This window comes from Bradyrhizobium commune (assembly GCF_015624505.1).
GTDB lineage: Bacteria > Pseudomonadota > Alphaproteobacteria > Rhizobiales > Xanthobacteraceae > Bradyrhizobium > Bradyrhizobium commune.
Genome location: NZ_CP061379.1, coordinates 1,903,092 through 1,928,426, shown reverse-complemented (window position 1 = coordinate 1,928,426; position 25,335 = coordinate 1,903,092). Strand labels below are relative to the sequence as shown.

The 25,335-nt window shown below is 64.5% G+C and carries 20 protein-coding genes; 7 read left to right on the top strand and 13 right to left on the bottom strand.

What is annotated here, in order from left to right:
* Positions 1 to 186 precede the first annotated feature (186 nt).
* Positions 187 to 441 (top strand): acyl carrier protein, encoded by a 255-nt coding sequence (locus tag IC761_RS09110; RefSeq protein ID WP_195802920.1) that lies wholly within the window; start codon positions 187 to 189, stop codon positions 439 to 441.
* A 25-nt stretch (positions 442 to 466) separates the two neighbouring features.
* A complete protein-coding gene (locus tag IC761_RS09105) occupies positions 467 to 2,167 on the top strand; it encodes a fatty acyl-AMP ligase (protein WP_195802919.1) in 1,701 nt (566 codons plus the stop codon).
* Between the two features lie 12 nt (positions 2,168 to 2,179).
* Here IC761_RS09105 and IC761_RS09100 read toward each other — a convergent pair whose 3' ends face one another.
* Genes IC761_RS09100 through IC761_RS09090 form a run of 3 tightly spaced genes read right to left on the bottom strand, consistent with a single transcriptional unit; the run spans position 2,180 to position 5,545 of the window.
* Positions 2,180 to 3,136 carry a hypothetical protein gene (locus IC761_RS09100; protein WP_246791472.1) on the bottom strand — a complete coding sequence of 319 codons (957 nt, stop codon included), beginning with the start codon at positions 3,134 to 3,136 and terminating at the stop codon, positions 2,180 to 2,182.
* Between the two features lie 28 nt (positions 3,137 to 3,164).
* On the bottom strand, positions 3,165 to 4,547 hold the full coding sequence (locus IC761_RS09095; RefSeq protein ID WP_195802917.1) for an MBOAT family O-acyltransferase: 1,383 nt from the start codon (positions 4,545 to 4,547) through the stop codon (positions 3,165 to 3,167).
* A 38-nt stretch (positions 4,548 to 4,585) separates the two neighbouring features.
* Positions 4,586 to 5,545 (bottom strand): acyl-CoA desaturase, encoded by a 960-nt coding sequence (locus tag IC761_RS09090; RefSeq protein WP_246791471.1) that lies wholly within the window; start codon positions 5,543 to 5,545, stop codon positions 4,586 to 4,588.
* Positions 5,546 to 5,876: 331 nt separating this feature from the next.
* On the opposite strand from IC761_RS09090, the gene IC761_RS09085 reads away from it, so the two are divergent.
* Positions 5,877 to 6,734 (top strand): alpha/beta fold hydrolase, encoded by an 858-nt coding sequence (locus tag IC761_RS09085; protein ID WP_195802916.1) that lies wholly within the window; start codon positions 5,877 to 5,879, stop codon positions 6,732 to 6,734.
* Positions 6,735 to 6,747: 13 nt separating this feature from the next.
* Here the strand turns inward: IC761_RS09085 and IC761_RS09080 are convergent, their stop codons facing one another.
* The 3 genes from IC761_RS09080 to IC761_RS09070 form a co-directional block, all read right to left on the bottom strand.
* Positions 6,748 to 9,030: a spermidine synthase gene (locus IC761_RS09080; RefSeq protein WP_195802915.1), complete on the bottom strand. Its 2,283-nt coding sequence runs from the start codon at positions 9,028 to 9,030 to the stop codon at positions 6,748 to 6,750.
* 147 nt (positions 9,031 to 9,177) lie between these two features.
* Positions 9,178 to 9,570: a DUF6915 family protein gene (locus tag IC761_RS09075; protein ID WP_195802914.1), complete on the bottom strand. Its 393-nt coding sequence runs from the start codon at positions 9,568 to 9,570 to the stop codon at positions 9,178 to 9,180.
* A gap of 5 nt (positions 9,571 to 9,575) precedes the next feature.
* Entirely contained in the window at positions 9,576 to 10,286 is a 711-nt protein-coding gene (locus IC761_RS09070; RefSeq protein ID WP_195802913.1) for a hypothetical protein, read from the bottom strand.
* Positions 10,287 to 10,389: 103 nt separating this feature from the next.
* Here IC761_RS09070 and IC761_RS09065 point away from each other — a divergent pair, with 103 nt between their 5' ends.
* Positions 10,390 to 12,006 carry a phytoene desaturase family protein gene (locus IC761_RS09065; RefSeq protein WP_195802912.1) on the top strand — a complete coding sequence of 539 codons (1,617 nt, stop codon included), beginning with the start codon at positions 10,390 to 10,392 and terminating at the stop codon, positions 12,004 to 12,006.
* Positions 12,007 to 12,304: 298 nt separating this feature from the next.
* Here the strand turns inward: IC761_RS09065 and IC761_RS09060 are convergent, their stop codons facing one another.
* Positions 12,305 to 12,460 (bottom strand): Flp family type IVb pilin, encoded by a 156-nt coding sequence (locus IC761_RS09060; RefSeq protein WP_438265134.1) that lies wholly within the window; start codon positions 12,458 to 12,460, stop codon positions 12,305 to 12,307.
* Positions 12,461 to 12,623: 163 nt separating this feature from the next.
* On the opposite strand from IC761_RS09060, the gene IC761_RS09055 reads away from it, so the two are divergent.
* The gene (locus IC761_RS09055) at positions 12,624 to 13,511 is read left to right on the top strand and encodes a 50S ribosomal protein L11 methyltransferase (protein WP_195802910.1); all 888 of its coding nucleotides are present in this window, start codon (positions 12,624 to 12,626) and stop codon (positions 13,509 to 13,511) included.
* A gap of 222 nt (positions 13,512 to 13,733) precedes the next feature.
* Here the strand turns inward: IC761_RS09055 and IC761_RS09050 are convergent, their stop codons facing one another.
* Together IC761_RS09050 and IC761_RS09045 are read right to left on the bottom strand one after the other, a co-directional pair.
* Positions 13,734 to 15,017, bottom strand: coding sequence for an IS701 family transposase (locus IC761_RS09050; RefSeq protein WP_195800564.1), 1,284 nt, complete (start codon positions 15,015 to 15,017; stop codon positions 13,734 to 13,736).
* A gap of 114 nt (positions 15,018 to 15,131) precedes the next feature.
* Positions 15,132 to 15,305, bottom strand: coding sequence for a hypothetical protein (locus IC761_RS09045; protein WP_195802909.1), 174 nt, complete (start codon positions 15,303 to 15,305; stop codon positions 15,132 to 15,134).
* Positions 15,306 to 15,490: 185 nt separating this feature from the next.
* Between IC761_RS09045 and IC761_RS09040 the strand changes: the two genes are divergently transcribed.
* Both IC761_RS09040 and IC761_RS09035 read left to right on the top strand, forming a co-directional pair.
* Positions 15,491 to 17,320 carry an aminopeptidase P family protein gene (locus IC761_RS09040; protein WP_195802908.1) on the top strand — a complete coding sequence of 610 codons (1,830 nt, stop codon included), beginning with the start codon at positions 15,491 to 15,493 and terminating at the stop codon, positions 17,318 to 17,320.
* A gap of 219 nt (positions 17,321 to 17,539) precedes the next feature.
* Complete coding sequence (locus IC761_RS09035) at positions 17,540 to 18,820, top strand: multidrug effflux MFS transporter (RefSeq protein ID WP_195802907.1); 1,281 nt, start codon at positions 17,540 to 17,542, stop codon at positions 18,818 to 18,820.
* Between the two features lie 145 nt (positions 18,821 to 18,965).
* Here IC761_RS09035 and ligA read toward each other — a convergent pair whose 3' ends face one another.
* The 4 genes from ligA to lpxC all read right to left on the bottom strand — a co-directional run bounded on the left by ligA (position 18,966) and on the right by lpxC (position 25,018).
* Entirely contained in the window at positions 18,966 to 21,116 is a 2,151-nt protein-coding gene (gene ligA, locus IC761_RS09030; RefSeq protein ID WP_195802906.1) for an NAD-dependent DNA ligase LigA, read from the bottom strand.
* A 94-nt stretch (positions 21,117 to 21,210) separates the two neighbouring features.
* Positions 21,211 to 22,884, bottom strand: coding sequence for a DNA repair protein RecN (recN, locus tag IC761_RS09025; protein ID WP_195802905.1), 1,674 nt, complete (start codon positions 22,882 to 22,884; stop codon positions 21,211 to 21,213).
* 13 nt (positions 22,885 to 22,897) lie between these two features.
* Positions 22,898 to 23,812 (bottom strand): outer membrane protein assembly factor BamD, encoded by a 915-nt coding sequence (locus IC761_RS09020; protein ID WP_195802904.1) that lies wholly within the window; start codon positions 23,810 to 23,812, stop codon positions 22,898 to 22,900.
* Between the two features lie 243 nt (positions 23,813 to 24,055).
* Complete coding sequence (gene lpxC, locus IC761_RS09015; RefSeq protein ID WP_195802903.1) at positions 24,056 to 25,018, bottom strand: UDP-3-O-acyl-N-acetylglucosamine deacetylase; 963 nt, start codon at positions 25,016 to 25,018, stop codon at positions 24,056 to 24,058.
* Positions 25,019 to 25,335 lie beyond the last annotated feature (317 nt).

Here is a 25,335-nt window from a genome sequence, read left to right as displayed (position 1 = left end):
TTTGGGAGGATAGGGGCGGGCGCCGCTCCTGTCGACCGCGGTAAATCGCGGGAGCCGGGGACGAAATGAGCAGCAAAACGACGCAGGAAAGCAACAGTCCCCAACCTTCAACGCTTCGGCGTTCCGGCCAAATTGACAACCCCGGGGTCGCCCGTATTGTCGTACCGACTGTTTCTGGGAAATGAAATGACACGCGAGCAGATTTCGGATTTTTGCGTTACTGCGCTGGCCAATATCCTGCGAATCTCGAGGGACCGGGTCGACCTCAGCACAAAATTCAATCGCCTCGGGCTTGATTCGGCGATGCTTGTCTATTTCATGATGGAACTCGAGGAGAAGCTCGACCTCGAACTGTCGACCGACGACTTTTACGACCACCCGACCGTTGAGGGGCTGTCGCGATATCTCGCCAACAAGCGCGCGATCCGCTCCGCCGCCTGAGGGCGGTTGAACCCGGCACAGACCAATGGACACTTTCCGCTCGCTCGTGGCGCTGCTGGCCCGGCGTGCGGCGGACCGGGGCGACGATCGCGCCTATGTCTTCGTCTCCGATCGCGGGACGGAAGAGGCCGCCCTCACCTTTCGCCAATTGCATGAGGCCTCGCGCGCGCTTGCGATGCGCCTGACCGCCATCGCGCGCCCCGGCGACCGCGCCATCCTGGTGTTTCCACCGGGCATCGAATTCATGGTGGCGTTCCTCGGCTGCCTGATCGCCGGCATCATCGCGGTACCGATGATGATGCCGCGCCGAAACAGCGCGCGTGATGCCAGCGCCGCGATCCTCGCCAATTGCGAGCCGGCGCTGGCGCTGACCACCTCCGCTTTTGCGCTGCGCGGCGATTTGCAGGCGCGTTTCGCGCAGGAGAACATCCGCTGGATCGAGGTCGACCTTACCGGAGAAGCCGGTGCAGAGGTCGATCTGCCCGAGCCGACGTCCGAGGACGTCGCCTTCCTGCAATACACCTCCGGCTCCACATCCGAGCCGAAGGGCGTGATGGTGAGCCACGCCAATCTGCTCGCCAATCTCGAGATGATCCGGCTCGCGCTCGGCAACACAAGGCAATCGACCTATGTCAATTGGGTGCCGCTCTATCACGACATGGGACTGATCCTGAACGCGCTGCAAGCGCTCTATGTCGGGTCGACTTGCGTGCTGATGGCGCCGAACGCATTCATGCAGCGGCCGCTCGGCTGGCTGCGCGCGATCTCGCACTATCGTGCCGAGGTCGCCTGCGGCCCGAATTTCGGCTTCGACCTCTGCGTCAGCCGCTATCGCACCGACCAGATGGAGGGCACGGATCTGTCCTCGCTCAGGATCGCGCTCAATGGCGCCGAGCCGGTGCATGCGGAAACCATCGAGCGATTCGTCACGACATTCGCGCCGCATGGATTCGATCCGCGCGCGATGTATCCGGCCTACGGCATGGCGGAGGCGACGCTGTTGATCTCCGGCGGGACACGCGGTGGCGGTTATGTCACACGCAGCATCAGCCGCGCAGCGCTTCAGGCCCACGCGGCAGCCATGCCGATCGATTCCGGGGATGCGCAGATCGTGGTCAGCTGCGGGCGCGCGCTTGTCGGCGAACATATTGCCATTGTCGAACCCGAGCGCTGCCTGCGGCTTCCCGCCGACCGCGTCGGCGAAATCTGGGTCAGCGGCGCCAATATCGCCCGCGCCTATTGGCGCAACGACGTGGCGACGCGCGAGGAGCTGAATGCGGCGATTGCCGGCGAGGACGGAAGGTGGCTGCGCACCGGCGATCTCGGCTTCCTCGACGCAACAGGCGAATTGTTCGTCACCGGGCGGATCAAGGACCTGATCATCATCCGCGGCATCAACCATTATCCGCAGGACATCGAGCGCACGGTGCAGGCGCTGGACAGCGCATTGCGCGAAAACTGCGGCGCGGCGTTTTCTGTCCCTGACGAACATGGCGAGGAGAGCCTCGTCATCGTGCAGGAAGTGGAGCGCACCGCGCGCCACACCATCGACGCCGAAGAGATCAAGGGCCGGATCCGCGAGGCCGTCGTCGACAATCACGAACTCTCCGCCCGGCACATCGCGCTGATCCGCCCGGGCGCCCTGCCAAAAACCACCAGCGGCAAGATCCAGCGCAAGCTGGCACGAAAACTCTGGCGCGACGGCGGCTTCGAAGAGATTTCCTGAACCGCCTGCGGTTCAGAAATCGATCTTCGCCTTCTCGCCGTCGCGCAGGCTCGCGATGATGCCCCGCTCGATCGCGCGCGCGAGTTTCGGACGATAGTGGATGAAGTCGGCAAAATTGCCGCGGTCGCGGGTCAGCTCGTTGTCGACGCGATAGCTGATGAAATTGCTGCGCGGCCGTCCCGCCACGATTGTCTTCAGCGCGGCGTCGCAGGCGCTGCGCTCCAGCGCGGCATCCGTGCCGGGCCTCGGCACGGTGGCCGCAAAGGTCGGCGGCACGATGATCACGATCGGTACGTCGGCCGGCAGCTTTCTGACGATCTCCTCCAGTGCAGCGATCTCGGAAAATGCCGCACGCGCCTCGGCGGATGCTGCCGGCGCAGGATCCCTGGGCTGACCGATCTCCTTGAACTGGCCGGGCGGCCAGATGTCCTCATAGCTGACAAAGCCGTCCGGATTCATCCGCTGCCGCCAGCCGAGCCCGATGCCGAGCCGCTGAAATGCCTGCTCGATCGCCTGCCAGGAGATCAGCCGCACCGCGTAGGTGACGACGCTCCTGTCATAGAGCCAGTAGGGAAATGGCGCGCCCTCCTCTTTCGGCCGCGCATGCACGCACCAGCCGGGGTCGGCAGCGATCACCAGCGCCCCAACCTGCCGGTGATTGCGCAGGAAGAAGTCGAGCACCGCGAGCTGCTCGCGCGGAGCCGAACCGGTCATGTAGAGCTGCACGAAGCGCAGGCCGGTCGCGCGCGACAATTCCGCCGGCTCGATCAACTGCGCCGTCGAATTGCCGAGGATGGCCGCGTTGAAATTCGGGTCGCGTGCGCGGCTCGCCGCCGTGATCTGGGTGAGACGATTGTCGACGCCGTCGATGCCGAGCAGTCCAAGCTTGCCGCTGTCATAGGGATCGACCAGCACCATCAGCGCGAGCACCAGCAATGCGGCGCCGGTCAGCGCGCCCAGGCACGCCATCAGGCTTCTGCCCCAAGCGGGATCGGTGTCAAAACTTGAAGTAGACGAACTCATGAAGATCCCGACCACCCATGTGGAGCAGCAAAGCGAACAGGCCGATGCCGAGCACGCCGGCCAAAAACGGATTCGGACGGCGCGTGAGGAACGCAACGATGTCCTGGCTTGCCGGCAGCAGGAAGGCGGACAACGGCGCCAAGATCAGCGGCCACAAATGCTGCCCGCGTGCGAGCGGCAACGGCTGGGCCAGCCCGGCAAAGACGTGCCACGCAGCCTCGACCGAGCCGGCGCGAAAGATCACGCCGGTCGCGAGCACGAACAACACCGTGAGCGCCCAGCCGAGCCAGGACGGGAAGTGCGGGCCGTAGCGCCGCCACAACGAACAAACGACCTGAGCAAGACCGTGCAGCACGCCCCACAGCACAAAAGTCCAGCTCGCGCCATGCCACAGGCCGCACAGCGCCATGGTGACCAGCATCGCGCCGAAGAACTGCACCGGCAACCAGCGCCGCGGCAGCAGGCGCAAATTGACCAGCGGATAGAACACGTAGTCGCGCAGAAACAGCATCAGCGTGATGTGCCAGCGCTGCCAGAAATCCTGGATGTTGGTCGAGCGCAGCGGCGCATTGAAATTGTAGGGCAGCTGCACGCCGAACAGCAGGCCGAGGCCGATCGCGATGTCGGAATAGCCGGAGAAGTCGAACAGGATCTGGAAGGAGAAGCAGAAGGCGAGCCAGGCGTCGCCGCGTCCGAGCGGTCCGTCCGCCGCTTGCGCATAGATCGGATCGAGCAGATGCGCGATGCTGTCGGCGATCGCGACTTTCTGGAACAGGCCGAGCGTGATGAAGCAGGTCGCGATGCAGAACCGGCGCTGCCAGCCCGGCACATAGACCTGACGGCCGAACTGATGCATCACTTCCGACCAGCGCGCGAGCGGCCCCGCGATCGCCTGCGGAAAGAAGGCGATGTAGAGCGCGTAGCGGTCGAGCGCATAGAGCGGCGCCTTGCCGCGCCTCAGGTCGACCAGATACATGATGTGGTGGAAGGTGAAGAAGGAGATGCCGAGCGGCAGCCCGATGTCGAGCGTCGGCAAATTCGAGCCGAGCACCAGGCCGAGATTGGCGAGCAGGAAATTGGCGTATTTGAACAGCGCCAGCACGCCGATATCGAGCACGATCACGATCTTCAGCACCGCCTTCCACTTCATCCGTCCGGAGGCAACCGAGGCGAGCCAGTTGACGGCGATCGAGGCGATCAGCAGCAGAATGAAGGACGGGCTGCCCCAGGCATAGAAGGCGAGCGACAGCGCGACCTGCACCCCGATCCGCAAGTGCGGATAGGGATCGGCCAGACGGCAGATCAGCAGCGCTGCCGGCAGGAAGACCAGGAGAAAGGGGTAGTCGTTGAACAGCATCGGTTCAGCGCTGCGCCGTCATCGCCGGACGTCGGGCCTTAGCCCGTCTCCAGGTCGGGCGCCGCATCGCCCGGCTGCCGCAGCATGCGCCGCGCGATCTTCTCTTCGCTCGGCACCTTGACGTCCCAGGCGAGCCCAAGCGCTTCCAGCGCGCGGATGAAGATGAAGCCGGGATCGAACTCGAACCAGCGCAGGCCGAAGGCCGCTGAGTAAGGAAAGGCGTGATGGTTGTTGTGCCAGCCCTCGCCCCAGGCGAGCCAGGCCATCACGCCGAGATTCCGGCTGTTGTCGTCACGGGTGACGAAGGGCTGGGCGCCAAATGTGTGCATGATCGAATTGATGGCGGACATGGTCTGCTCGACCACGAACATGCGGACCACGCCGCCCCACAGCAGGCCACTCAGCGCGCTCCACAGGCTCATCGTGGCAAGGCCGCCGATCGCGGCCGGCAGCAGCAGGCCGAGCGCGGCCGAGCTGTAATAATAGCTGTTGACCGCGACCAGCGTGCGGTTCGCCATCAGGTCCGGCACATAATGGGCGACGTTGGGATAATCGTGCTCGGTCATCCAGGTCAGGTGCGCGTGCAGAAGGCCGCGCAGCCGGCCCAGCAGGCCGTCACCATGCAGGCGCGGCGAATGCAGATCGCCGTCATGATCGGACAGTTCGTGGTGCCGCCGGTGCATCGCCGCCCAGGACAGCATCGGGCCGCGGCCGGCCATCGATCCCATGACGATCAGGACCGCGCTCATCGTGGTCGATGTCGCAAAGGCGCGATGGGTGAACAGGCGGTGATAGCCGACGGTCAGGCCAAGGCCGGTGATCAACCAGAAGCTGAACAACAGGCCGAACTCCATCGGACCGATCGGGCGGTAGAACAGCAGTCCTAGCGCAACCAGTGTGACGACGAAGGGCAGCACATCGAAAACCAGGAAATGCCGCCGCTGCATCTTGTGAAAATGTCGGCTGCGGAGGATGCGGTGATCGCGTTTGTGTTGCACGGGGCAGGATTCCAATGCGGCCATAAGTACATAGCCGCCGGGCGCATGCAACCCAAGCTGCCGCCCAGGGATTTCAACAGGTCTTCCCCTTGACCTGCCGGGAGGGGCCGGCCGCCCGAAAAACGGGCAATCCCCTCACTTCTGCGAGAGAATTCGCTCCATTGGCCGCACCGGACAAGCCGGTCATCCGGCTGTAAAAACCCCGCAATACGGTTCCGGACCATTCATGGACGTCCGGCGGGGAGTTTTGCGGGTACGTCAGGCATGGGGGTCGGCGGGCCATTGGCTCCCCCCTCTACGGGATTTTGAACATCAAGATGCGGAGATTGTCATGAAGCGAGGCATTGCCGTTTTCGCCTCAGTCGCGGCGCTGATGGGCTTCCTCTATTTCATTGCCGGCAAATGGGCGATCCACCACAGCACCATGGCGTTCGCCGACATTCTACGCGGCGACCGCGACGTGACCGTGGAGGTCTCCGTTCGCCGCGACCGCGAGATGGAATCACTGGCGGAAATGATCGATCTGCCGGTCGTGATTCTCAGCCACGGCAACACGGTCAAGCACACCGAGTATTCGTTCCTCACCAACACATTCGCCGCCCGCGGCTATCTGGTCGTCAGCATCCAGCACGATCTTTCGAGCGACGATCCCATGGTGACGAAAGCCGGCGAGGAATATGTCGGCCGCCGCTCGCAATACAATCGCGGCATCGCCAACATCCTGTTCACGATCGACGAGCTCAAGAAGAGCTATCCGAACGCTGACTACCGCCATTTGACCCTGGTGGGACATTCCAACGGCGGCGACATCTCGATGTATTTCGCAAAACTGCATCCGGAGCTGGTGAAGAAGGTCGTCACGCTCGACAATCTGCGCGTACCCTTCGTCACCGACGGCAAGGTCAAGATTCTGTCCTTCCGCTCGAAGGATCCGCAGTTCAAGGCCGATCCTGGCGTCGTCCCCGACGACGAGACCTGCGCCAAGGCGGGCATCCAGGTGGTCAGGACCGAATTCCAGCACAACGATCTCAGCGACCGCGGCTCGGATCAGGTCAAGGGCTTCATCGAGGGCGCGGTGCACGACTTCCTCAACGACCTCGGCGAGGACGACAGCCCGTTCAACCTGCCGCGCCTGGCAAAGCCGCGGCCCACGATCGACCAGCTCGCGGCGGCAGTGCCCGGGAATTGAGGGCCACGAGGAGCTACTGCTCCCCGAACCGCAAACGCCGGTACAGCGCACCGAGGATGTTGGAATAGTCGTCGGTCCAGACCCGCACCTTCTCGTCCGGATCGGTCTCCTCCCATTGCTTGGAGGCGGCGAGCTTGCCGACATCGGCCTCATCGCGCGCGGAGATGACGACGTCGGTCGAGAAGATGTAGTCGGAATCGCGGCCCGAATCCTCGTCGTAGACCCAGCTTTTCAGACCATTCGCATCGGCAATGCCAACCACGACCGGCTCGAGATCGAGATGCCGGTTGGAGACGTGCATCACCACGGCGCCATGCGGGGAGAGCTTGTCCTTGTAGATCTTCATCGCCTCTTGTGTAGCAAGATGAATCGGGATCGCATCGGATGAATAGGCATCGACGATGATGAGGTCGTAGACGCCGTCGGGCTCCTTCGCAAAAGTGAGACGCGCATCGCCGATCACCGGCTTGAGGTCCGGCTGGCAACTCGATATGTAACGGAAATTCTTCGGATCACGCGCGGCATCGACCATGGACTGGTCGATCTCGAAGAACTTCCAGTCCTCGCCGGGCTCGGCCGCGCAGGCGAGCGTGCCCGATCCGACGCCGATCGCGGCGACCTTCAGCGGCGCGCCCTTGCGCTCGCGGACCGCGGTGATGGCCTGACCGATGCCGCCGTCCTTGTGATAATAGGTGATCGGCTCGGGCCGGCCGGTGACCGGCGTGCCGTCATTGTTGCGAAAGCGTTCGGCGCCGTGAATGGTGGTGCCGTGCATCAGCACATGGAAATAGCCACCCGGCGTCTCCACGATCTTGTGCACGCCGAAGAAGCTGCGCACGGTGGTGACGCGGCCTTCGTCGGCCGGATAGATCCGCGTCAAGGCCAGCGCCAACGCGACGGTGGCAAAGATCTTCCAGCGGCCGGCGTTGAGCGCGAGCGCCAATAGCGCGGCCAGGACGCCGACGGCACCAGCGATCCAGACACGGTGATCCTCGAACCAGGTCGAGAGATCGCCCGTCATGTACGACGGAGCAACCAGCGCCACCGCGAGCGCGGCGAGCACCAGCCAGTACCATTTGACGATGCCGGCAAGACGTTCGTCCTCCGACGGCCGGCACAGCGCCGCGAGCGCGACCAGGATCGGATATTCGGCGATCCAGGAGAAGGTGAAGGGCGCAACAAGGCCCGCAAAAAGACCGCCGACCATGCCGCCGAACGACAGCGCGACGTAGAAGCCGGTGAGATATTTCGCGGCCGGCCGGGTCCGCGCCAGTTCACCATGGCAGGCCATGGCAATGACGAAGAAGCAGAGTTGATGGCCGCCGAGCGTGAGCAGCAAATTCTGCTCGCCGCCGAAGGCAAGCAGGAAGATGACGCCCGCGATCGCGACCGGCTGGAGCATCAGCATCCATTTGTGCGGCAGCAGCGGGCGCGACTGGAACACCACCACCCAGGTCAGCAGGTACAGCGACAGCGGCAGCACCCACAGCAGCGGCGCCGCCGCCACGTCGGTCGAGATATGCGCGGTCACCGCGATCAGCAGGCCCGACGGCACCGCGGCAAGGAAGATCCAGCGCAGCCGCGTCACCAGCGTCGGTGCCGGTGCACTGGCTTCTTCCGCTTGCGCATTAGCAACAGCCAGCTTCGGCGAGCGCAACAGCAGCACGCCGCAGGCCGCGATCAGGAGGATCAGGAGGCCATAGCCACCGGTCCAGAGCCGGTTCTGCGTGTGCAGCGTGAACATCGGCTCCAGCAGGAACGGATAGGACAGCAGCGCGAGGAAGCTGCCGATGTTGGAGGAGGCATAGAGGAAGTAGGGATCGTGTCCGTCAGGATGGCCGGTGCGGACGAACCAGGCTTGCAGCAGCGGATTGTTGGCGGCGAGCGCGAAGAACGGCAGCCCGATCGACATCACGAACAGGCCGAGCAGCCAGAACGCATAGCCGGACGCGGGCGGCTCGCCCCAGGCGGTAGCGATGCCGAGCGGCAGCGTGACGAAGGCCGCGATCAGTAGCACCAGATGCACCACGACCGGAACCACGCGGCTCTTGATCTGCATGAGCAGATGCGCATAGGCGTAACCCGCAAGCAGCAGCGACTGGAAGAACACCATCGCCACCGACCACACCGCCGGCGAGCCGCCGAGCCGCGGCAGCACCATTTTCGTGAACAGCGGCTGCACCGAGAACAACAGCAGCGCGCTGACGAAGATCGCGGCCGTATAGACCGTCAGCAGCAGCCGGTTGCGCGACGAGGACGGCTGCTCCGTGGCGCCGGGTTGCACGATCGAATCCATGGAAGCTCCGGCCAACAATCCCCCGGCGGGCGCCGGGCGCGCGCAATGGAGCACACCGCGCCTGAACGGGCAATAAATGGTCTCGTGATGCCGGGGAAATGACTTGCGCGGTCCACGACCGGCGGCGTCGCCGAACGCTCGTGCCGTTCAGGCTGTTCCACCGTCGTCGGCGACCTCCGCGGGGACAAGCGATCCGGCTTCGTCCGTCTGCGGCCGGAACGGTGTCCGCCCCATCCACGGCTGGACCTCGATATGCTGCAACCAATCCTTGACCGACGGGATCCAGCCGAGATCGTCCTTGACGTGTTGTTCTCCGACCGTCCGCACCGGCACCTGCTTGCCGATGCTGTTCGTCAGCGTTGCACCAAAAATTGTCTCACACAGGAAGATGCCCTCGCTATGGTGGCGGAGCGCACGATGACGCACGTCGGCCAGATGCGCCTTGCTCTCGTCGAACCAATCATGGATTGCAAGATAATCCTCAGCTACGCCGCCGAACAAACGCGCCGAACGGACAGCATGGTGATAGGGATGCGCCATCGAACTTACCCTGTGATCTCGATGTTGCTGACGACCGGATCGGCCTTGGGGTCGTCGATGACGGTGCAGTCGTCGAGATCGACGACAAAGGCGCCGTACATGACATATTCGCCGGTGCCGTAGCTTCCGCCGAGGAGCAAGTTCGCCCATTCCGTGCACATCCAGTCGCGGATGAAAGATCTGACTTGGTCGAGCTCGCTCGTCCGGTCAATCCGTTTCATCACGCCCTTGGCCGTCAATTCATCAAGAAATTTCTGCTCCATCAGCCGCTGAGCGAGCGTGTCAGCATCGATGCGCGTGCCGTCACGCATCAAGGCGTTGTCGAGCCAGGAAAACCCTTCATCATTGCCGCCGTCATACCGGCCGTAAAGCTGCTTGACGCCGAGCGCGCGGAGCACCGGGACCGTAGTCGCGAACAGACGCTGGCTGGAAAAGACCCCTCGAGCCATTTGTGCCTTCATGTCGGCCTCGACCGAAGCACGCACCTGCTCCGCCGGGCGACGCCGGCCCAGCAGGCGGTCCCAAAGACTCATCCGCACCGGATTGCGCCGCACCACCGCGGGCTCCGGCGGAACGTCCAGGGTGAAATGAGCCGGCTCGTGCACACCGCCATATTCAGGCGCCGGCAGATAGACGAACTCGCTGACGCGCGGCGGCGGCAGATCGCCATCGTCGTCGGGCCATTCGACCTGACTATAATCGTACACGAAGGGCATGAACGCTCCAATTGCTGACCTGGATCGATACGCTTTTTACTCTAGCGCACGGAACGTGTCGCGGGCGGTGGCGAATTCGTTGCATACGGCCTATAGGAGCAGGATGTCCGATCAGCAATATGACGTCGTCATCATCGGCGCTGGCCATAACGGCCTCACCTGCGCAGCCTATCTCGCGGCGGCGGGCTTGCGCGTCCACGTGGTCGAGCGCCGCAACGTGGTCGGCGGTGCCGCAGTGACCGAGGAGTTTCACCCTGGCTTCCGCAACTCGGTTGCGGCCTACACGGTGAGCCTGCTCAATCCACAGGTGATCCGCGACCTGGGGCTCGCCGAGCAGGGCCTGCGCGTGGTCGAGCGGCGCGCGCAGAATTTCCTGCCCGCCCCCGACGGCAGCTATCTCCTCACCGGCGAAGGACGGACGAAGGCGTCCGTCGCGCGGCTCAGCGCGCGTGACGCGGATGCGCTCGACGGATTTTCGCGCGAGCTGGAGAACATCGCGGACGTGCTGCGGCAGTTCGTGCTGCGTGCGCCGCCGAACCTGCTCGACAGTTTTGGCATTGGCGCGATCCGCGAGGCCGCGAACGCGCTGACGACGGCCAACATCCTGCGCGGATTGACGCTGGAGCAGAGCCGCGACCTGCTCGATCTCTTCACCCGCTCGGCCGGCGAGATGCTGGACGAGCGGTTCGAGCACGACCTCGTCAAGGCGCTGTTCGGCTTCGACGCCATCGTCGGCAATTATGCCAGCCCCTACGCCGCGGGCTCGGCCTATGTGATGCTGCATCACGCCTTCGGCGAGGTGAACGGCAAGAAGGGCGTCTGGGGCCACGCCATCGGCGGCATGGGCGCGATCACGCAGGCGATGGCGCGCGCCGCGCGCGACCGCGGCGTCACGATCGACCTTGATGCCGGCGTGCGCGAGGTCGTCGTCGAGCGCGACCGCGCCGTCGGCGTGGCGCTGGAGAACGGCAAGACGATCCGCGCGAAATACGTCGCGGCCAACGTCAATCCAAAGCTGCTCTATACGCGGCTGATTGCGGCTGATGCGCTGCCGCAAGACTTCCTCGCCCGCATCCGGCACTGGAAGAACGGCTCCGGCACCTTCCGCATGAACGTGGCGCTGGACCGCCTGCCCTCTTTCACCGCACTGCCGGGCGACGGCGATCACCTCACCTCCGGCATCATCCTGGCCCCAAGCCTCGGCTATATGGACCGCGCCTGGCTCGATGCGCGCGCACAAGGCTGGAGCCGGCAGCCGATCATCGAGATGCTGATCCCCTCGACACTCGACGACACGCTCGCGCCGGCAGGCCACCATGTCGCAAGCCTGTTCTGCCAGCACGTCGCGCCCGAGCTGCCCGACGGAAAATCCTGGGACGATCATCGCGAGGAGGTTGCTGATCTCATGATCGCAACGGTGGACAGCTACGCGCCGGGCTTTGCGTCCAGCGTGCTCGGCCGCCAGATCCTCTCGCCGCTCGACCTCGAGCGGCAGTTCGGCCTCATCGGCGGCGACATCTTCCACGGCGCGCTGACGCTGAACCAACTGTTCTCGGCGCGGCCGATGCTCGGCCATGCCGATTATCGCGGGCCATTGAGAGGCCTCTACCATTGCGGCTCCGGCGCTCACCCCGGCGGTGGTGTCACCGGCGCACCCGGCCACAACGCAGCGCAGGCGATTTTAAGGGATCACCGCGGCCTGTTCGCAAGCCGTGGATAGGGCTGTGGATGGACTGTGGACATGTCTGTTGGCGGAGCTGCGGGAAGGCAGTGGAGACCCGTCGCGGTCGGGCCGGCCAAGCCGGGTACAAGGCCGTGGAAAAGCTGGGGATCATTGGCGGGATAAGGCCGTGGACAGCGTCCGGGAAAACGAGCGGACAGCCTGTGGGCTATTCGGTGAGAACCAGCCCCAAAACGACACCGCCCGCCGGAGGGCAATTCCCCCAGCGGGCGATCGTCAAGAAAGCAGCCAGCCTATGAAGATAATTGGCGCCCCACTGGGAAATGGGAGGCAGAAATTACTTCAGGGAGCTGCTAATCGAACCGAACTTGTCGTTCAGGCTGGTGCCGAGGTTGTTCACCACGGTGATGATTGCCAGCGCGATACCGGCCGCGATCAGGCCGTATTCGATCGCGGTCGCGCCGGACTCATCGGACCAGAACTTCAAAACCATGCGCTTCAAGACTCGCCTCCATTTCCATTCCAGGGTGTGTTGGTTGTTTCCAACATCCGGGAATCTACGGAATACAACCTACGGTCAAGTTAATCGGAAAACTGCAAGTTGTACGGAAATTGGGAACAAAAGTTCCAAAAATTGAACCCAGCGGAACCCCAGAATGCAGCCGTCCCCCACCCATCGCGCGTCCTTTTCGATCGGCAATGAAGCCGCGGCCAGGCGCGTCGTCGACGTCCTGACCGAGGTCTTTTTCGACGGCGATGCGGCGGTCGCGGCATTCGAGCGGCCGGACGGGCAATGGGATGTCACGCTGCATTTCGCCGAGGCGCCGGACCAACCGTTGCTGCGCGAACTCGTTGCAACCACAGCAGGAAACGAGATCGCCGCCACGCTCGCCTTCGACACGATCGAGGCCAAGGACTGGGTCAAGGCGAGCCTGGAAGATCTTGTCCCGGTGCCGGCCGGGCGCTTCGTCGTCCACGGCAGCCACGACCGCGATCGCGTGGCACCAAACAAGCTCGGAATCGAGATCGAAGCGGCACTCGCCTTCGGCACCGGTCACCACGGAACCACGCGTGGCTGTTTACTTCTGCTTGACCATGTCCTGAAACATGCGCGGCCGCAGCGCGTGCTCGATCTCGGCACCGGGACCGGCGTACTGGCCATTGCGGCGGCGAAAACGCTGCATCGCGCCGTGCTCGCCTCCGACATCGACCCGCCCTCGGTGCGGGTCGCGGCCGAGAACGCGGCGCTGAATGAAGCAGGTCGCCATGTGCGGGTGATCCACGCCACCGGCTTCGCCGCGCCCGATTTTGCCAAATGCGGGCCGTTCGACCTGGTCCTGGCCAACATCCTTGCCAATCCGTTACGACAATTGGCTGGGCCGATGACGCGGCATCTCGCGCCCGGCGCGCGTGTCATCCTCTCCGGCCTCTTGACGCACCAGGCGCCTGCCGTGATCGCCGCCTACCGCGCCCGCGGCCTGGTGCCGCTGCGGCATTTGCGGATCGAGGGGTGGAGCAGCTTGTTGCTGCGGAAGATGGATTGAGCGAGGTGCTGTAGGGTGGGTTAGCGTAGCGTAACCCACCTCTTTGATTTCCACAGAGACAGAAGCGGTGGGTTACGCCTTCGGCTAATCTTACTGCGTCATGGTCGTCGCCGTCCATTTGACGCTGCGCTGGTGCCACAGCACGGACATCGCGGCAGGGTTTTGATGAGCGCGCGGATCAACCGGGCGCGCATGGTTGCGATCGAGTTCGGGATGTGGCGTTCAGGCCGCGTGGGCGGAGCCTCTGGGTCGATAATCGTCGGGTAAGCGAGGTAGCGGGACTGGCGCGGCGGAACGAGGTCCTGAGGGGGGAATCGTCGCCTGCTCGGCGATCAGGAAGCCGTAGGCTGCGATGCACAGAGTTGCGTGGTGATGGAAGCCACGCCAGCCGCGTCCCTCGTAGTGACTGAGCCCGACCTCTTGCTTGAGTTCTTGATAGTCGCGCTCGATGCGCCAGCGAAGCTTGGCGAGATCGACGAGCCGCTCGAAGCTGATGGTCTCCGGCAGCGTTGAGAGCCAGTATTTGGTAGGCTCTGCTTCCCCCTCGGGCCATTCGATCAGCAGCCATTCCGGCGACAGCTTCTCGGGGATCAGTTTGTTGTACCCGACACGGACGCGCACACGTGCAAAGCGCGAGGACAGCCGGTCGGCCGAGCCTTCCCGCCACGTCACCGTACGCCAGGCCTGCTTCGGCAGAGCAAGCGTCACTTCCTTGGCCGAGACAAGATCGGGCTCGTCGCGTCGGCCGGTATTGTTCAGCGGCTTGTCCTTGCGCCGTGGGCGAGTGCCGGGTCGCCACATCAATGTATTAGGCAAAATGCCGGCTACATAGAGCACGCCCAAGGCTGTCATTCCCGCGCGTAGCCGCGAGTCATTGCCATAGGCCGTGTCCATCAATCCGACACCGCGCGGCAGGCCGGCCTCGCAAGCCCAACGTATCTGCTCCAGCGCGATCTCTGGTTTGGTCCTAAACTTGATCTCCTTCGGAACGCCCGCCTTCTTCCGGCGCGCGCGATCCTTCGCCCAAGTCTCCGGCAAATACAGCCGATAAGTCGCTGGAAGACTGGCGGCATGGTTGGCGATCGACAGAGACACCGCCACCTGGCAGTTGGCCTGCTTGCCGAGCTGACCGCAATATTGGTGGTGGACGCCGACCGAATGCTTGCCCTGCTTGGGGAATGACGTGTCGTCGATGATCCACGCCTCGATCGGCCCGCTCTTCTCGATCGCGGGCAGCGCCATCTCGCGGACCTTGGCAAGCACGTCCGCGTCCGACCAGGTCGCGTTACCGACAAAATGCAACAGTGATTGGTGCTGGGCTGCCGTCCGCGCCGGGGCCGTGCGCGCCGCCATCGGCTCGACGCTCTTGCGTTCACCCGGCAGCATCAAGCCGGTGCAATAGTCACGCAGTGGTCTCATCCGCACGGCCTGACCGATCACACTTCCAAGCCCCGCCACATACGCCGTAAACCGTGCCTCGCTGCCTTCACCCTGATTGAGATCCATCTGGCCCCCCGTGTGCCAAACATTGAATCTCTTCAAATATTTGATTCTACGCCCCCGCGGGCGCGACCGAATGACTCAGTAAGGTTAGCCCACCCTACGGCATCGTCGACTTGGCTACTTCGCCACCTTCTCGTCACCACGCGCCGATCGGCGCAACGCACGCCTGGCGCGGCGCGCGGCAAAACGGTCGATCATCTGGCTGATGAGGCCGCGCGGCTTCTTCGGTGTCGCAGCGGCCGGAGCGCGGCGCACCGGCGGCGAGATCTTCTCAAACGTGAACGCTGGCATCGTGTGTCCCCTCGCCGTTGAGATGAACCACTTGCTCGAATTTCCCTGTTATCCGGACGAAGCGCAACAGCCGCATCCTGTACTCCACTCGATTCGAATGGAACTTTTTCAAGCACAGTCCATGCCAGATGCGACCTCAAATGCGTCCACATTGCGGACTGATCTCCATGATCCTAAACTGAGCCATGTTCGAAGCGCATTTCCAGACATTCGAGGAGCCCGAGGCGGGCGTCGCATTGACCGCGCGCCTGGCAGCGCTCCGTGAAGAGCTCGCCCGCCGCAAGCTGACCGGCTTCGTCATACCGCGCGCCGATCAGCAGCAGAATGAATATGTCGCGCCCTCGGAAGAGCGGCTCGCCTGGCTGACCGGCTTTACGGGGTCGGCGGGTTTGGCGGTGGTGCTGATCCGCGAGGCGGCATTGTTCGTCGACGGCCGCTACACGATTCAGGCGGCCAAGCAGGTCGATGCCAAGGCCTGGGCGGTGGAGTCGCTGATCGATCCGCCACCCGAGAACTGGATCTCGGCCCATCTCAAATCCGGCGATCGCCTAGGATTTGATCCATGGCTGCACACTTTTGCGGCAACCGAGCGCCTGACCGCCGCCTGCGCCAAGGCTGGTGCCGAGCTGGTCGCCGTCGACAGCAACCCGGTCGACGCCATCTGGCAGGACCGGCCGCAGCCGCCACTGGCACCGGTCGCGGTCCACGGCTTGCAATATGCCGGCGTCGCTGAAGCCGGGAAGCTGACGCAGATCAAAAGCGAGATCGACAAGCTCGGCGCCGACGCGCTGGTGCTCTCCGACAGCCATGCCGTGGCCTGGACCTTCAACATTCGCGGCGGCGATGTCGCCCATACGCCGCTGCCGCTGTCCTACGCGGTGGTGCCGAAGGACGGCCGGCCGACCGTTTTCATCGACCACCGCAAGCTTTCCAACCTGACGCGCGACCATCTCGAGCAAACGGCCGACGTGCGCGAGCCTGATGCGCTGGCGCCGACGCTGATGGCGCTGGCCAAGAGCGGTGCCACCATTGCGCTCGACAATGCAACCGCGGCCGAGGCGCTCAGCCGGCTGATCGTGAGCTCCGGCGGCAAGCCGCTGCGCGGCAACGATCCGATCGCGCTGCTCAAGGCGGTCAAGAACCCGACCGAGATCGCAGGCACGAAGACCGCGCACCAGCGCGATGCCGTGGCGCTGGCGCGCTTCCTCGCCTTCATCGATCGCGAGGCAGGAAGCGGCAAGCTCACCGAGATCGACGCGGTCGAGGCGCTGGAGACGTTCCGCCGCGATACCGGCGCGCTGAAGGACGTCTCGTTCCCGACCATCTCCGGCACCGGCCCGAACGGCGCCATCGTGCATTACCGCGTCACCCGCAAGAGCAACCGGCGCATCGCGCGCGGCGATCTGCTGCTGATCGATTCCGGCGCGCAGTATGAAGACGGCACGACCGACGTCACCCGCACGATTGCCGTCGGCGAGCCGACAGGAGAGATGCGCGACCGCTTCACCCGCGTGCTACGCGGCCACATCGCGATCGCGCGCGCGGTCTTCCCCGACGGCACCACCGGCGCACAACTCGACACGCTGGCGCGGCAATATCTCTGGGCCGCCGGCGTCGATTTCGAGCACGGCACCGGTCACGGCGTCGGCAGCTATCTGTCGGTCCACGAGGGCCCGGCGCGAATCTCGAAGCTCGGCACCACGCCGCTGAAGCGCGGCATGATCCTCTCCAACGAGCCCGGCTATTACAAGACCGACGGTTTCGGCATCCGCATCGAGAACCTCGAGCTGGTGGTCGCCGCCGACATCAAGGGCGCCGAGAAGGCGATGAGCGCGTTCGAGACGCTGACGCTGGCGCCGATCGACCGCCGGCTGATCGATGTGGCGATGTTGAGCAGGGACGAGCTCGCCTGGCTCAATGCCTACCACGCGCGCGTGAAAGCCGAAGTACGGCCGGCGCTCGACGAGGCGACGCGGGCCTGGCTCGATCAGGCGACGGCGGAGCTCAAGGCGTAGCGCGCATGGCGCTACGCGACTAGCGCAAGGCTCTGCCGCTTTCGGCCGCGATCACGGCGGCGTTGGCACGTTCCTTGTGCAGCTTCTCCGCAAAACGACGACTTCCCGCGCACTGTTATTATAACAGTCCCGGAATCGGTATGGCCGCATTCCGAAACACCGATATCCGTCTTGTGCGAGCACGCTACAGTCCGACTCGACTTCGAGAGACGGATACGCATGCACGGCATGATCAGCAGGCCGCCGGAAACGGCGATGAAGAACATCGCGACCTCGCGCGTGGTGTTGCTGCTGCTTGTCGTCATGACCGGGATCGCGCCGATCTCGCTCTACATCCTGGTTCCGGCGCTGCCGGTGCTGGCGACGAATTTCGGGCGCGACATCTCGATCGCACAGATGACGGTGTCGCTCTACATGGTCGGCATCGCGCTGTCGCAGCTGATCATGGGGCCGCTGTCGGACAAGTTCGGGCGGCGACCGGTGCTGCTCGGCGGCCTCGCATTGATGGTCGCGGCGAGCGTCGCCTGCATCTTCGCCGAGACACTGCCGCAACTGATCGCGGCGCGCTTCTTCCAGGCCTTGGGCGGCGCCTCCGGCATGGTGATAAGCCGCGCCATCATTCGTGACATCTACGAGCGCGACCGCGTCGCCTCCATGATCAGCCTCGTGGTCGCAGCGCTTATGATCGGCCAGATGGTCTCGCCGCTCACCGGCGGCCTGATCGAGACGGCGTTCGGCTGGCGCGCGATCTTCTACGCCGTCACGATCGGCGCGATTGCGGTGGCCGTCGGCATCGCCTTCGCGCTGCCCGAGACGCGCCGCAGCCGCGCCGCCGGAAGCGGCGGTTTTCGCGGCGACGTCGGCATGCTGATCAAGAGCCGCGCCTTCGTCGGCTATGTGATGTGCCAGGTGCTGGCCTCGCAGATCATCTTCGCCTTCGCCGGCGGCGGCCCCTACATCGTGGTGACCCAGATGGGGCGGAGCAGCGCCGAATATGGTGCGTGGTTCGCAACGACCGGCTTTGCGTATCTCGTCGGCAATCTGCTGTGCGTGCGCTTTGCGCCGCGGCACTCGCTGGAGAAGCTGATCTGGTTCGGGCTGGGCCTGCAACTCTGCGGCAGCCTGTTGAACCTGCTCTGGAGTTTCACCGGCTGGAACGAAGCGCCTGGCTGGCTGTTCGGCACGCAGATGATCGTGATGGTCGGCAACGCCTTCGTGATGGCGAATTCCGCCGCCGGCGCCATCAGCATCCGCCCCGAAGCCGCCGGCACCGCCTCGGGGGCGATGGGCTTCCTGCAACAGGGCGTCGGCGCACTGGTGTCGCAGTTCGGCGCCTATCTCGGCGGCCACTCCGCCACGACGCTGCCGCTGACGTCGGCCATTCTCGCGATCTCGCTGCTCTGCGCCTCGATGATGATCTTCGTCGTCCCCCGCCGCGAGGTCGTGGTGAGCAAGACGCTGATCGCGCAGGCGGAGGAGGACGAGGCGGGGATGATGTGAGGGGCGGCCGCCTCCTCGTCATTTCGTTTCGTAGCCCGGATGGAGCGAAGCGCAATCCGGGTCAGCGCGTGCAACAACACCAGCCCCCGGATTTCGCTTGGGCTCCATCCGGGTTACAAGCTGCTCGCAATGACGAGGAGAAACCTCACTCCCCGATCAGCGCCAGCCACTCATCCTCGGTCAGCACCTTGACGCCGTGCTTGTTGGCGTCCGCGAGCTTCGAGCCCGCGCCGGGGCCGGCGACGACAAGGTCCGTCTTCTTCGACACCGAGCCCGACACCTTTGCGCCGAGCCGTTCCGCAGTCGCCTTGGCCTCGTCGCGCGTCATCTTCTCCAGCGAGCCCGTGAACACCACCGTCTTGCCGGCAACGGCCGAGTTGCTCTTCGGCTTCTCGGCGTCGACGATCTCGACTTCGCGGGTCAGGCGCTCGACGATGCCGCGATTGTGGCTCTCGCCGAAGTAATCCGCGATGCTCTTGATCACGGTGTCGCCGATCTGGTCGAGCGCGTCCATCTCGGCCATCGCCTCCTCGTCGCCCTTGGCGACCTTGAGGCAGGCCTCGTGGAAAGCATCCCACGAGCCATAGCCGCGCGCCAGCGCCAGCGCGGTGGTCTCGCCGACATGGCGCATGCCGAGCGCGTAGACGAAACGCTCCAGCGCGATTCTGCGCCGGCTCTCGATGGCGCCGAACAAATTGCGCACCGAGGTTTCGCCGTAGCCCTCGATCTCCTCGAGCTTCAGTTTCGCGTTGCGCTTCTCCAGCGTAAAAATGTCGGCGGGCTCCTTCACCCACCCCTCGTCGAAGAAATACTGGAGCTGCTTCTCGCCGAGGCCGTCGATGTCGAAGGCGCGCCGCGACACGAACAGCTTCAGATGCTCGATCTTCTGGTAGGGACAGGCGAACTCGCCGGTGCAGCGGGCGCGCGCTTCCTCTTCGCCGGCGGCCGTCTCCCCGCGCACCACGTCGGTGTGCAGCGGACACGGGCATTTTTTCGGGAAGTGAAACTCCTTGGCGCTCTTCGGCCGCTTGTCGAGGACGACGTCGACGATCTGCGGAATCACGTCCCCGGCGCGCTGGATCACGACAGTATCGCCGATCCGGATATCGCGGCCCTCGCGCAAGACTTCGCCCTTGTTGCCGATGCCCTTGATGTAGTCCTCGTTGTGCAGCGTGACGTTCTGCACGATCACGCCGCCGACGCCGACCGGCTCGAGCTTGCCGACGGGCGTAAACGAGCCGGTGCGGCCGACCTGGATCTCGATGTCGCGCAGCACCGTCATGGCGCGCTCGGCCGGGAATTTATGTGCGATGCCCCAGCGCGGCGTGCGCGAAACGAAGCCAAGCCGCTCCTGCCAGTCGAGGCGATCGACCTTGTAAACGACGCCGTCGATATCGTAGTCGAGTTTTGCGCGCTGCTCCTCAATTGAATGATGGAAGGCGAGCAATTCCTCGACGGAGTGACACAGCTTCGTCAGCGGATTGGTCTTGAAGCCACAGCGCTCGAACCAGCGGATCATGCCGGTCTGCGTCTCTTCCGGCATCGCGCTCATCTCGCCCCAGGCATAGGCGAAGAAGCCGAGTGGGCGTGAGGCGGTGATGGTCGGATCCTTCTGCCGCAAGGAGCCTGCGGCCGAATTGCGCGGGTTGGCGAAGATGGTGTCTCCGGCCGCCTTCTGCCGCTCGTTGAGCGCGAGGAAGGCCTTCTTGGACATGTAGACCTCGCCGCGCACCTCGCAGGTGTCGGGGATGCTGCGTCCCTTGAGCTTTTGCGGGACGTCCTCGAGGGTGCGGATGTTGGCGGTGACGTCCTCGCCGACCGCGCCGTCACCGCGCGTCGCCGCGGTCACGAGCTCGCCGCCCTCATAACGCAGCGACATCGAGAGACCATCGATCTTCGGCTCGGCGGAGAAGTCGATCTTGTCGTCGTCGAGCTTCAGGAAGCGCACGATGCGGCCGACGAAGTCGCGCACGTCCTCTTCGGCAAAGGCGTTGTCGAGCGACAGCATGGGAACGGCATGCCGGACCTTTTTGAAACGGCCTGACGGCGCCGCCCCGATCTTCTGTGAGGGCGAGTCCGCGCTGACGAATTCGGGAAAGCGCTTTTCGATCGCGTTGAAGCGCTGGCGCAGCGCGTCGTATTCGGCGTCGGTGACTGTCGGCGCGTCGTCCTGATAATAGCGCTTGTCATGCTCTTCGAGCTCGAGCGCGAGCCGCATGTGCTCGACCTTGGCCTGCGCCTTGGTGAGGTCGGCGACGTCGCGAAGCGGCTTTGTGGATTTTGCTGCTCTGGCCATGATGCTTGGATACGACGGGGCGGGCGGGATGGTAAAGGCACGTTGGGGATTGTTCCCCGGATGCAGCGCAGCGCGCTGCGTCCGCGACAAACAACTAAGCCGTCGCCGCCTTGAGCAGCCGCTCCGCAGCTGCCCTCGCCTCGGCCGTGATCTCGGCGCCGGCGAGCATGCGCGCGATTTCCTCGCGGCGGTGGTCGGCGGCGAGCGCGTTGACGCGGGTGGCGACGCGCTTGCCCTTGTCGAGGGCATCCTTCGAGATCAGGAGATGCTGGTCGGCGCGGGCGGCAACCTGCGGGGCGTGGGTCACGGCCATCACCTGGACCTTGCCGGCCAACCGCGCCAGCCGAGCGCCGATGGCGTCGGCGACCGCGCCACCGACGCCGGTGTCGATTTCGTCGAACACCAGCGTCGGTGCCGAGCCGCGGTCGGACAGCACGACCTTGAGCGCCAGCAGGAAGCGCGACAGCTCGCCGCCGGAGGCCACTTTCATCAGCGGACCGGGCTTGGTGCCGGGATTGGTCTGCACCCAGAACTCGACGCGGTCAAAGCCCTGCGGGCCCGGCGCGGCCTCGTCGGTCCCGACCTGGGTCATGAATTTTGCGCGTTCGAGCTTGAGCGGCGCGAGCTCGGCGTTGACGGCCTTGTTGAGCTTCTCGGCCGATTTCTGCCGCGCCGCCGAGAGCTTTTTCGCCGCAGCAGCATAGCGGGCATCGGCCTCGATCGCGGCCTGCTCCAGCTTCTTCAGCTGCGAGGCGCCAGCATCGATCAGCACCACGTCGGCGGCATATTTGGCGGCGAGCGCGGCGAGCCCGTCAACCGGCGTCGAATATTTGCGCGAGGCGGCGCGCAAGGCGAACAGCCGCTCCTCGATGCGTTCGAGCTCGGCCGGATCGAAGTCGGTTGCGGCGAGCGCCGCCAGCAGATGCTGGTCGGCCTCTTCCAGCGCGTTGATCGCAATGTCGATCGCCTTGACCGCGGGCTCGACCAGCGCCGGCGAATTGACGCCGCGGCGCTCCAACCGGCGGACGGCGGCCGACAGCGCCGCAACCGGCGAATTATGGCCGCCGACGACCTCCTGCGCCTCGCGCAGGTCGGAGGCGATCTTCTCGCCCTGCATCATCGTGGTGCGGCGCGAGGCGAGCGAGGTCTCCTCGCCGTCCCTGGGCGCGAGCTGCTTCAACTCATCCGCGGCATGGCGCAGATAATCGGCCTCGCGCGCGGCGCGCTCCATGCCGGCGCGATGCGCTTCCAGCGCAGTGCTGGCGGTGCGGCGCGCCTCCCACAGGGCTTCGACGGAAGCGACGTCCTTTTCGAGCCCGGCAAAGGCATCGAGCAGGCGGCGGTGGGTGGCGGCATCGACCAGCGCGCGCTCATCGTGCTGGCCGTGGATCTCGACCAGCGCCGCGCCGACCGCCTTCAGCGTCTGCACGCTGATCGCCTGGTCGTTGATGAAGGCGCGGGTGCGGCCATCGGCCAGCTGGACCCGGCGCAAGATCATCTCGCCGGTATCGTCCAGGCCGTTCTCGGCCAGAATCTTCGTCGCAGGGTGATTCTTCGGAACGTCGAAGACGGCAGTGACCTGGCCCTGCTCCGCGCCATGGCGCACGAGGCCGGCGTCGCCGCGGCCGCCGAGCGCCAGCGCAAAGGCATCGAGCAGGATGGATTTGCCCGCACCGGTCTCGCCGGTCAAAACCGCAAGCCCGGTGGCGAATTCGATATCGAGCCGTTCGATCAGGACGATGTCACGGATCGACAGACGCGCCAGCATGGAACCAAATTTCCTAGCCGAGACCCATCTTCTTGAAGGTCCGGCTGATCCAGGACCCCTGATTCTCGCTCGGTTCGAGACCGCCGGATTTTACAAGATTATAGGCGTCCTTGTACCAGCGGCTGTCAGGAAAATTGTGGCCGAGCACGGCGGCTGCGGTCTGGGCCTCGCCGACGATGCCGATCGCCATATAGGCCTCGGTGAGCCGGTAGAGCGCCTCCTCGACGTGGCGCGTGGTCTGATACTGCGTCACCACGGCCTTGTAGCGGTTGATCGCGGCCGTGTAGTCCTTCTTCTGCATGTAGTAGCGGCCGACATTCATTTCCTTGCCGGCGAGCTGGTCGCGCGCCCCCTCGATCTTGGCCTTGGCCGAGGTCGCGTATTCCGAGTTCGGATATTTGCGGATCACCTCTTCCAGCGAGGCGATCGCCTTCTCGGTCCGGGCCTGGTCGCGGCTGATGTCCGGAATCTGGTCGTAATGCGAGGCGGCGATGAGATATTGCGCGTAGGCCGCGTCCGGGCTGCCGGGATGCAGGGTGACGTAGCGGGTCGCCGCACCGATGCAGCTGTCATAGTCGCCGCCCTGGTAGGACGCGTAGGCCGACATCAGCAGCGATTTGCGCGCCCAGTCGGAATAGGGATGCTGGCGGTCGACCTCTTCGAACTTCTTGTTCGCCGCCTTCATGTCCTTCTTTTCGTTCATGAGGAACAAGCCCTCATTGTAGATCTTGTCGGCAGGCTCCTCGACGAAGGTGTCGTCCTTGGCCGTGAACTTGTCCCAGAGCGCACCGGTGCCGCAGCCAGCCAGTGGCAGCGCGAGCACGAAGAGGGTGGCAGCCTGAAGCAGCGCACGGGCCCCGATCGAAGCCTTCAACGAGGCGTTGGGCCAAACCGAAAGATATCCGCGCGTCATACGCTGTGCCGACATGAATTTAAGACCTGACGCCCTGTGATGCGGTGCCCGCCAGCCCATGATCCCCGTCATGGGCGCGAAATGTGCCCGTGGTGCCTGCCATGCGACCACGCCCGTGTAACCGAAAAACGATCGTTAACCTACCGGATAGGCAGGCATTCCGCCCGGATTAAGGCGAACTTGCCGCAATCCTAGTGGATCATGGTTACCAGGAGTTTCCCGGAGAAGCCGCCGACACGTCGCCCGCGGCAACAGGTCCTAGGACACGTCCGGCCCGTAGGCCGCGGCGATCCGGCCGCCAACGATGCCGCCGCCGACCTCGACCACGGGACGCGTGGTGCGGCGGGCGGCCTCGCCCTCCACGACCCGCCAGGCGGTACGATCGGCGAGCAGCGCAGTCAGGACGGCGTGGTTGAGCTTGTGGCCGCCACGCACCGAGCGATAAGCGCCAAGCAGCGGCAGGCCGGCCAGCGCGAGATCGCCGATCACGTCCAGCACCTTGTGACGGGCGCATTCGTCGGCATAGCGCAGGCCCTCGGGATTGAGCAGCCGCTCTTCGTCGAAAACCACGGTGTTGTCGAAGGATGCGCCGCGACCATAGCCTGCGGCCCAGAGCCGCGCCTGATCGCACATTAGACCGAAGGTCCGGGCGCGAGCGATCTCACGGCGGAAGCGTTCCGGCACAAGCTCGAACTCATAAGCTTGCCGGCCGATCACGGGATTGGCGAAATCGATCTCGATCTGCGCGCGGAAGCCGTTGGCATAGGGCCGTATCTCGCCGAAGGAGTCGCCGATAGCGACCGAGACCGGCTTCAGAACCTGAATGAACCGGCGCTGGGCCGATTGGGTGACGATCCCGGCCTGATCGATCGCCGCGACGAAGGCCGCTGCGCTGCCGTCCATGATCGGCACTTCCGCGCCGTCGATCTCGATGGTGGCGTTGTCCACCCCCATGCCTCGCAGTGCAGCAAGCACATGCTCAGCGGTCGAAACGAGTGGCCCGTCATTATCACCCAGCACCGTAGCAAGATCCGTCGCGACGACCTGCTCGGCGGTCGCCTGGACCTCGCGGTCACTTCCCTCAAGTCCGGTGCGGACAAAAATAAAACCTGCATCGACGGGTGCAGGTCCAAGCGTGAGAGTGACGGGAAGACCGGAATGAACGCCGACGCCGGCCACGGTGGCTTGCGCACGAAGCGTTGTTTGCCGGCTAAATTTCATCAGGAACCCGCCCCACTACGACCCAACGCGACTTATACAAGACCCGACTAACCGGCCTAGGCCGCCCGTCCGAATCCGTATCCCCAAGTCACGCCAAACCATAGTCACTGCCCCAAACAGCGCCAACTCACGCTTTTTTACCGATTGTTACCCCAAACCTGCCGTATTCGCGCCAAGGCTTAACCAAATTGCGCCGGGTTTCGGGACCGGTATCGGCAGCTTTACTGAACCACCAAACAAGTAATTAATGATTTAAAATCAGTTGCTTGAGCGCGCAACCCGGATATGCACGGAACATAAGGAAAGGCCCCGGCGTG